Here is a 745-nt window from a genome sequence, read left to right as displayed (position 1 = left end):
TGAATTGATTCCGCCTTCAGGACAACTAGTACTTGATGAAGAAGCAGAGAAAAAATAATTGCTTAAATCAAAACTTTAATATTAATTATTTAAGTTATTTGGTTAAGTAAGCTAATGATAATGGCGGTCAAATGATGATCGCCATCTTTATTTTCAGCTATTTTATAAAATAGGGGCGTATAGGTTTTCAGGGGCAGATGAAGTGTATTTACAAATACGCTACTGGCCGCAAGGCAAGATGCCTAAAAATGGCAATAGTAAGGCTGAGGCAGTGAAACCTTTACTGATGTTTTATACATATAAACACCAGCAATAACGCTTTAATAGATAAAAATAATTGAGAGGAAAAAGATGAACAAGTTAACCCAACTTATCACGATAGGCTTAGTCGCCAGTATATTGTGTGGCTGTTATAACAAAGGGCAGCTAAAAACCATGATCCAAAATGGTTATGATGAAGCACGGGCTGTGACTAAAGCGAAAGGTGATTTTTGTTTATATTTAGGGGCAGTAAAGTTTCCTTATACCGATGAGCCCGTATTAGAAGATGATAATCAATGGACAGTCTGGAATAAGGGGAAATTATCGAGAACACTTCCCTTATTTGCTGAAATCGGTTTATTAACCCGTGAGCCAGTAGCAGGGCAGCCAGGGATTTATCATTATGATTTAACCGATTTAGGGCGAGAATATCAACATCTTTTTCCTGAAGAATCGTCATTTACTGATACTCTTTATCATAATG

Annotated in this window: 1 protein-coding gene; it reads left to right on the top strand. The window is 36.2% G+C overall.

Going from position 1 to position 745, the window contains the following annotated elements; translation table 11 throughout:
• Positions 1-351: 351 nt before the first annotated feature.
• Positions 352-745 (top strand): hypothetical protein (locus O970_RS09210; RefSeq protein WP_133459409.1); only part of this gene is annotated, 394 nt, incomplete at its 3' end.

It is taken from the genome of Candidatus Schmidhempelia bombi str. Bimp (assembly GCF_000471645.3).
In the GTDB taxonomy this organism is placed as follows: Bacteria; Pseudomonadota; Gammaproteobacteria; order Enterobacterales; family Orbaceae; genus Utexia; species Utexia bombi.
The sequence above is the reverse complement of the archived record's forward strand: the minus strand, read 5'-3'. Positions and strand labels throughout refer to the sequence as shown.